Genomic DNA, 7,293 nt, shown 5'->3' with positions numbered 1-7,293 from the left:
AAAGCCGACCTGAGTGTTAAAAACCAAGCGCTTTTCTGTAGGAGCCGGCTTGCCGGCGATGCAGACACCTCGGTGCATCAGGTACACCCAGTTGATGCCATCGCCGGCAAGCCAGCTCCTACAGTGGACCGTGCCCGCTTTAGCTTTTGATTTGGCTTTTAACACTCAAGCCGGCTTTCAGGCCGCTGTAAGAGCGGAACCAATATCGGCCATCACCCAAATAACGGATATGCCCCCGATCTACCACCCCCGCAACCGCTCCCAAACCTGCACCTCACCATTCTCCAGCAGCGCGCCATAGCTGCCGAACTGCGTCCCCGTAGCACACGCATGGTTAGGCAAAACCCTCAGCCGCGTCCCCAGCGGAAACCGCTCAACCACATCCACCGCCACCCCGTCGAACCAAGCCACCCCATGCTCCTGATTCGCGCTGCCCACCAGCAACCCCTCAATCACCTCACCACCCTCGGTACACACCTGCCCATAACCAAAATCCCGCTTCTGCGACTGCGTCCCACGATCCCGACTCATCGCCATCCACCCCGCGTCGGTAATGATCCAGCCCTTTTCCACCTGATGCCCGATCACCGTAGTCAGCACACTCAACGCCAGCTCATCAATGCGGCACACCCCAACGTTATGCATCACCAAATCAAAAAACGCATAAACCCCAGCCCGCAGCTCAGTCACACCCTCCAGGCTCACCGCCGACAGCGCCGTGGGCGTCGAACCCACACTCACCTGCAAGCAAGGCAACCCCGCCCCCCGAATCACCTCGGCCGCTGCAACACAGCGCGCCCGTTCCTGCTCGGCAATCGCCCGCAACGCCTCAGGCGTATCCAGCCCGTAACTTTCCCCGGCATGAGTCGACACCCCGGCAAGCATCCCGCCGCCATACAGCAGCCTGGCGATCTCCAGCAACAGCGGATCCTGAGGCTTCACCCCGGACCGGTGCCCATCACAGTCAATCTCAATCAGCACCGCAAAAACCTCACCCTGCAGCGCACCAAACTCGACAATCGCCCGGGCCCCGGCAAGGCTGTCGGTGATCAGCGTCAGCGCACACCCCTGACGACGCAACGCCAACGCCTGAGGCAATTTATGCGGCGCCATCGCCACCGCATACAGAACGTCCCGAATGCCGAGGTCGAAAAAATACTCGGCCTCCTTCAACGTCGAAACCGTAATCCCCGTGGCCCCGGCAGCGATTTGCGCCGCCACCACCTCGGCACATTTATGGGTCTTCACATGGGGCCGCAAGCGCACACCCAAGTCATCGGCACGCTGCTGCATACGCAGGATATTGCGCTGCATCCGGCTCACATCCAGCAAAGCTGTCGGGGTTTCCATCGTGCACACTCCAAAAGGTAAATTGACGGTCTATCCAGTACTGGATATGTTGTCTGAATGAAAAAACACACTCCCGAACAAGCGGCCTTGATCAGCCAGCTCGAACAGATTGCCGAAGGCCTGAGCAAGACCTTCAGCCCGTTTTGCGAGGTCGTGCTGCACGACCTGCGCGACCCGCAGCACGCAATCATGGCCATCCACAACAACCTCTCCGGGCGCCAGCCGGGTGACCCGGCCACCGAGCTGGGCCTGGCGCGGATTGCCGATCCCGAGTACCCGCAGGTGATCGCCAACTACCAGAACCAGTTCGCCGACGGGCGTCAGGTCAAGAGCACTTCCATCGGCATCAAGGACTCCACCGGCAAGTACGTGGCGGCCTTGTGCATGAACGTCGACCTCTCGTTGTTCCGTGGCTTGCAGGGCATGCTGGAACAGTTCGGCTCGGTCAGCGGCGACCGGCCCGCCGAGTCTCTCGACCCGTCCGGTGCCGACGCCATTCGTGCGCGCATCGACCAGTTCGCCGCACGCCTGGCGACCACCCCACGTGCCCTCAAGGCCGCCGACCGGCGCCTGCTGATGCAAGAGCTGAAAGAAGCCGGCGTGATGGACATCCGGCGTGCCATGGAAACGGTTGCCTCACACCTTGGGGTCTCGCGGGCGGCGGTCTACACCTACGCCAAATGACCTATGCCGAGCGCGCCACGGCTTCGATTTCAATCAGATAGCCGTGGTGCAGTTCCGGCACCGGCACCACCGCGCGGGCGGGGCGGTGATCCCCCAGCGCAGCGGCGTACAAGCCATCAAATTCAGGCCAGTGTTTTACCCCCACCACGTACACCGTGACTTTCACCAGGTCTGCGGGTGAGCCGTCTGCGGCCTTCAAAATCGCCAACAGATTGTCCAGGGCCACTTGAGCCTGTTCGGCAAACGAAGCCTCGAGGTTATGACGCCCGTCAGGGCTCACCGGCAATTGACCGGAGATGTACAGCGTGCCCTGGTGGCTTAGGGCCTGGGAGTAGTGCCCGGCAGGCTGGGAGGCAGTGGCTGTGTGGTGAATCTTCATGATCGGCAGTTCTCAAGCAAGGGAGGGAAGGGGAGCAGGTTGTTCATCGGTGGCACCGTGGCCAATCACCGCCGTGGCCACGCCGCAGCCGAACACGTTGGTGGCGGTACGGCCCATGTCGAGGATCGGGTCCACGGCGAGGATCAGCAGCAAACCGGCTTCCGGCAGGCCGACCATCGGCAGGCCCGCCGCGAGCACCACCAGTGAGCCGCGCGCCACGCCGGCGGTGCCTTTGCTGATGACGAGCAAGGTCAGCAGGATCATTACCTGATGGCCGAAGCTCATTTCGATGCCATAGGCCTGGGCGATGAACATCACGATAAACGCCTGGTACATCATCGAACCGTCGAGGTTGAACGAGTAACCCAGGGGCAGCACAAAACTGTTGATGCGCTTGGGCGAGCCGAAGCTATCCAGGGCGGCGATGGTCTTGGGGTAGGCCGCCTCGCTGCTGGCGGTGGAGAACGCCAGCAAAACCGGGCTGCGCAGCAACTGCAACAGTTGTTTGAAACGTGCGCCCAGCGCCAGGTAACCCACGCCGCTGATCACCAGCCACAGCACCGCCAGGCCCAGGTAGAACTGCGCGATCAACTTGCCAAAGCTGACCACCATCCCCAGCCCGTACAGGCTGATGGTGGCGGCAATTGCGGCAAACACCGCCAGCGGCGCGATCACCATCACGTATTCGGTGATGCGGAACATCACCTGGGTCAGTTCTTCCAGCACGTGCAGGATCGGCGACCTGGCGCTGCCCTTGACGAACGCCAGCGCTGCGCCGAAGAACAACGAAAACACCACGATTTGCAGCACCTCATTGTTGCCCATGGCCTCGACGATGCTGCGGGGGAATACATGGGACAAAAAACCCGACAGGTTGAAGCTGGCGGTGTTCAAACCGCTGTTGCCGTTGGCCGCCACACTCAGGTTGAGCCCCGCGCCTGGCTGAAACAGATTGGCCAATGTCAAACCGATCAGCAGCGATACCACGGACGCAATCAAAAACCAGGTCATCGCCTTCAACCCGACACGGCCGATGGAACCGCTGTCGGCCATGCTCGCCACGCCACTGATCAACGTCGCCAGCACCAGCGGCGCGATGACCATCTTGATCAGGCGCAAAAACACGTCGGTGACCATGCTGAAGTAACCCGCGATGGTCTTGGCGGTGTCGGCGTCCAGTTGGGCATGCAGCACGGCCCCCACCAGCACGCCAAGGATGATCGCAATCACAATGGCCCGGGCCAGGTAACGATTTTTCATAAGCACCTCTTGTTGTTAACGCTCAGGGAACACCCAGGCATTTTTTATAGGCGGCAGAAATTGCAGGCAGCAGGAAGCCATGTGGCAAGCACGCTCGCCACAGTATTTTCTTGTTAGAGGTTTTAGCCCTTTAGCAGGCTCGCGTACTTCTCGATATCGACGTTGCCACCGGTCACGATGATGCCTACGCGCTGGCCCCGGAACTGCTGCTTGAGGTTGCGCAAGGCCGCAAGGCCGAGGCAACCGGTGGGCTCCACGACCATCTTCATGCGTTGCATGAAGAACCTCATCGACTCCACTAACTCGGCGTCCGAGACCGTAAGGATGTCATTCACGTTCTCGCGGATGATCGGGAAGGTGTGATTGCCAAGGTGCTGGGTCTGGGCGCCGTCTGCGATGGTCGCTGGCGTGTCGATGTGCACGATGCTGCCGGTCTGGAAGGAACGCTGGCCGTCATTCCCGGCTTCGGGCTCGACCCCGTACAGCAGGCAATCAGGCGACAACGCACGGGTGGCCAATGCCGTACCGGAGAGCATGCCGCCACCGCCCAGGCCGACAAACAAGGCATCCAGTGGGCCGGTGAATTCCAGCAGCTCCTTGGCGGCAGTGCCCTGGCCGGCCAGCACGTCCGGGTGGTCGTAGGAGGGGATCAACGTCATGCCGTGCTGCTCGGCCAGGGTGCGGCCGATCTGCTCGCGGTCTTCGGTGATACGGTCGTAGAACACCACGGTCGCGCCGTATTCCCGGGTGGCGGCGACCTTGGCAGCCGGGGCGTCGGTGGGCATTACGATGGTGGCCGGCATCTGCAACAGGCGGGCGGCCAGTGCGATGCCTTGGGCGTGATTGCCCGAGGAAAACGCCACTACACCGGCCTTGCGCTGCGCCTCGTCAAACCGGGAAAGCGCATTGAACGCACCGCGAAACTTGAATGAACCGGTGCGTTGCAGGTTTTCGCATTTGATGAACACCTGGGCGCCGGTCTCGGCATCGAGGGTGCGCGAGGTGAACACCGGCGTGCGGTTGGCGAAGCCCTCCAGGCGTTCGGCGGCTTTGATCACGTCATGGTACGAAGACAGTTGCATGGAAAGGACCTCTGAAAATGAACCGTGCACGAGCGCATTGCATTTGCTGTTTGGATAAAATATCCATAACTATACAAAATGTAAAGCTCGGCATGCCCACTGTCTTCAGTGCCCGACCAGCTCTTCCAGCAACCGGTCCTTGTAGCCCTGCAAGACCGGCGAACTGCGCTCCCTCGGATGTGGCAAGTCCACCCGGATTTCATGCTTGATCCGCCCCGGGTGGGCGTCCATCACGATCACCCGGTCACCCAGGTACAGCGCCTCTTCGATGTCATGGGTGACCATGATCACCGTGCAGCGCTGTTGCACCCAGATCCGTTGCAGCTCCCGCTGCAGGTGCACACGGGTCAGGGCGTCGAGGGCGCCCAGTGGTTCATCGAGCAACAGTACCTTGGGTTTATTGATCAGTGCCCGGGCGATTGCAGCACGTTGCGCCATGCCGCCGGAGAGCTGGTGCGGGTAGGCGTTTTCAAAGCCGGTGAGGTTGACCAGAGCGATATGTTCGGCCACTTGCCGATCCTTTTCGGACTGGGGCAGGTTGTGGTTTTTCAGGGCCAGGGCGATGTTCTGGCTGACGGTCATCCACGGGAACAGGCGGTGATCCTGGAACACAATGCCGCGCTCCAGGCTGGTGGCGGCTATGCGCTGGCCGTCCAGCAGGATATCGCCTTCGTACTCGGCCTCCAGCCCGACAATCAGGCGCAGCAAGGTGGATTTGCCGCAGCCGCTGGCGCCGACGATGCTGACAAACTCCCCTGGCCGCACGTCGAGGTTGATGTTGTGCAACACCGGCAGCGGCTTGCCTTCGATCCGATAGGCCTTGTTCAGGCCGCGAATCTGCAGGGCGCCGGTCTGCACGGCGGTGTGGAGGGCGTGGTGGGCGATTGCGTTCATGTTCATGGCCTTCAACGAATATTGCGCCAGCGCAGCACGTGGCGGCTGAGGCGGGTAAACAGCAGGTTCATCAGGTAGCCCAGCAGGCCGATGCACAGCACGCTGAGCACGATCACTTCCATGCGCGAGCCAGCCTCGGCATTCATCATCAGGTTGCCCAGGCCGGCGCCGGAGGACAGGAACAGCTCACTGCCGATCGCCGTAACCCAGGCGAAGGCGAGGGCATGCAACACGCCGGTGGCGATGCTCGGCAACGCCGCCGGCAACAGCACGTGCACGAACTGCTGCACCGGGCTGAGCACCAGCACCTGGCCGACTTCACGATAACGCTGCTCCACATGGCTGAAGCCCTGGTAGGTGTTGAGCACCATCGGGTAGAACGCCGCGAGGCTGACGATCAGCACCTTGGAGAACTCGCCGTTGCCGAACCACATGGCAATCAACGGGATCCAGCCCAGCATCGGCACCTGGCGAATCGAATGGAACAGCGGGCCGATCAAACGGTTGGCCACACTCGACAGCGCCATCAGCACCCCCAGCACCACGCCGAACAGGATGCCCAGGGCCAGGCCGCCACTGGTGCGGGCCAGGCTGGCCAGCAGGTTGACCAGCAACTCGCCGTTACCGAGCATTTCCAGCAACGCCGAGCCGATCGCCGACAGCGGCACAAAGGCGTAGGCGCCGGCCGCGTCCTGGCGCGAGGCGTATTCCCAGGCGAGGATCAACAGCAGCGGCAGCAACAGGCCGCGGGATTTTTTCAAGAGGGTCATGCCGGGCTCCTAGCGGGTCTGCCAGCGAAACAGCCGCTGTTCCAGTGAACGAAAGCCAAAGTCGAGGGCAAAACCAATCAGCCCGGTGACCACCACACCCACCATCACCACGTCGATGCGCAGCATCTGCCGGGCCATCTCGATCATCTGCCCCAGGCCGCTGTCGGCCGCCAGCAGTTCGGTGGCCACCAGCACCACCCAGGCGCGGGTCAGGCTGATACGAAAACCGGTGATGATCGGCGGCGCGGCAGCGGGCAGGGCGATGCGCCAGACGAAGGTCGGCCAGCGCAGGCGATACACGTCGGCCACTTCGAAGTAGCTGCGGGGAATGCCCTTGACGCCTTCGCTGGCGGCCAGGGCCACCGGGAAAAATGCGGTCTTGGCGACGATGATGATCTTGAAGGTTTCATCAATGCCGAACAGCAGCACGAACATCGGGATCAGCGCGATGCTGGGGATCTGGCGCAAGGTGTGGAACAGCGGGGCGCAATACACCTCGACGTTCTTTGACAGGGCCATCAGCACCCCGAAGGCCAGGCCGCACAGCGAGCCGATGCCAAAGCCCAGACCGAGCCGGGACAGGCTGTTGCCCAGGTGTTCAGCGAGTTCGCCGCTGGCGAGCAGTTCTTCAAAGGTTTGCAGGACCTGGGCCGGCGGTACCAGCAGGTTGCGCGGGAAGATCCCGAGGTGCGCCACCAGCGTCCAGGTGGCGAGCAGGGCCAGCGGCGAGATGAGCCAGGTCAGGGCAGTGAGCAATCGGTAAGGGCGCATGGCGGGTCTTATTTCAGCGAAGTACCCGGGGGCTATCGCAAGACATGTGCCAGTGAACACAACAGGGGAGAACAATGAAGGCCAAATGTGGGAGCTGGCTTGC

At 61.9% G+C, this 7,293-nt stretch carries 8 protein-coding genes; 1 reads left to right on the top strand and 7 read right to left on the bottom strand.

Annotated features, from left to right (window positions below; translation table 11 throughout):
• Nucleotides 1-240: 240 nt before the first annotated feature.
• Entirely contained in the window at nt 241-1,350 is a 1,110-nt protein-coding gene (locus HX801_RS27365; protein ID WP_177023074.1) for a DSD1 family PLP-dependent enzyme, read from the bottom strand.
• A 57-nt stretch (nt 1,351-1,407) separates the two neighbouring features.
• On the opposite strand from HX801_RS27365, the gene HX801_RS27360 reads away from it, so the two are divergent.
• The gene (locus HX801_RS27360) at nt 1,408-2,034 is read left to right on the top strand and encodes a transcriptional regulator (protein ID WP_003212543.1); all 627 of its coding nucleotides are present in this window, start codon (nt 1,408-1,410) and stop codon (nt 2,032-2,034) included.
• A gap of 1 nt (nt 2,035) precedes the next feature.
• Here HX801_RS27360 and HX801_RS27355 read toward each other — a convergent pair whose 3' ends face one another.
• The 6 genes from HX801_RS27355 to HX801_RS27330 form a co-directional block, all read right to left on the bottom strand.
• On the bottom strand, nt 2,036-2,413 hold the full coding sequence (locus HX801_RS27355) for a RidA family protein (protein ID WP_177023073.1): 378 nt from the start codon (nt 2,411-2,413) through the stop codon (nt 2,036-2,038).
• 12 nt (nt 2,414-2,425) lie between these two features.
• Nucleotides 2,426-3,673, bottom strand: a complete 1,248-nt coding sequence (locus HX801_RS27350; protein ID WP_177023072.1) for a dicarboxylate/amino acid:cation symporter — start codon at nt 3,671-3,673, stop codon at nt 2,426-2,428.
• 122 nt (nt 3,674-3,795) lie between these two features.
• Nucleotides 3,796-4,755 carry a threo-3-hydroxy-L-aspartate ammonia-lyase gene (locus HX801_RS27345; RefSeq protein ID WP_003212540.1) on the bottom strand — a complete coding sequence of 320 codons (960 nt, stop codon included), beginning with the start codon at nt 4,753-4,755 and terminating at the stop codon, nt 3,796-3,798.
• Nucleotides 4,756-4,860: 105 nt separating this feature from the next.
• On the bottom strand, nt 4,861-5,649 hold the full coding sequence (locus tag HX801_RS27340) for an ABC transporter ATP-binding protein (protein WP_023658820.1): 789 nt from the start codon (nt 5,647-5,649) through the stop codon (nt 4,861-4,863).
• 11 nt (nt 5,650-5,660) lie between these two features.
• The gene (locus tag HX801_RS27335; RefSeq protein ID WP_177023071.1) at nt 5,661-6,419 is read right to left on the bottom strand and encodes an ABC transporter permease; all 759 of its coding nucleotides are present in this window, start codon (nt 6,417-6,419) and stop codon (nt 5,661-5,663) included.
• Between the two features lie 9 nt (nt 6,420-6,428).
• Entirely contained in the window at nt 6,429-7,190 is a 762-nt protein-coding gene (locus HX801_RS27330; RefSeq protein WP_008430524.1) for an ABC transporter permease, read from the bottom strand.
• Nucleotides 7,191-7,293: the final 103 nt, after the last annotated feature.

The organism is Pseudomonas sp. G1002, from assembly GCF_013385455.1.
GTDB lineage: Bacteria > Pseudomonadota > Gammaproteobacteria > Pseudomonadales > Pseudomonadaceae > Aquipseudomonas.
The sequence above is the reverse complement of the archived record's forward strand: the minus strand, read 5'-3'. Positions and strand labels throughout refer to the sequence as shown.

Coding starts and splice junctions, on each gene's coding strand:
- HX801_RS27360 (WP_003212543.1), top strand. CDS start 1,408: ATGAAAAAACACACTCCCGAACAAGCGGCCTTGATCAGCCAGCTCGAA.
- HX801_RS27350 (WP_177023072.1), bottom strand. CDS start 3,673: ATGAAAAATCGTTACCTGGCCCGGGCCATTGTGATTGCGATCATCCTT.
- HX801_RS27355 (WP_177023073.1), bottom strand. CDS start 2,413: ATGAAGATTCACCACACAGCCACTGCCTCCCAGCCTGCCGGGCACTAC.
- HX801_RS27340 (WP_023658820.1), bottom strand. CDS start 5,649: ATGAACGCAATCGCCCACCACGCCCTCCACACCGCCGTGCAGACCGGC.
- HX801_RS27335 (WP_177023071.1), bottom strand. CDS start 6,419: ATGACCCTCTTGAAAAAATCCCGCGGCCTGTTGCTGCCGCTGCTGTTG.
- HX801_RS27330 (WP_008430524.1), bottom strand. CDS start 7,190: ATGCGCCCTTACCGATTGCTCACTGCCCTGACCTGGCTCATCTCGCCG.
- HX801_RS27365 (WP_177023074.1), bottom strand. CDS start 1,350: ATGGAAACCCCGACAGCTTTGCTGGATGTGAGCCGGATGCAGCGCAAT.
- HX801_RS27345 (WP_003212540.1), bottom strand. CDS start 4,755: ATGCAACTGTCTTCGTACCATGACGTGATCAAAGCCGCCGAACGCCTG.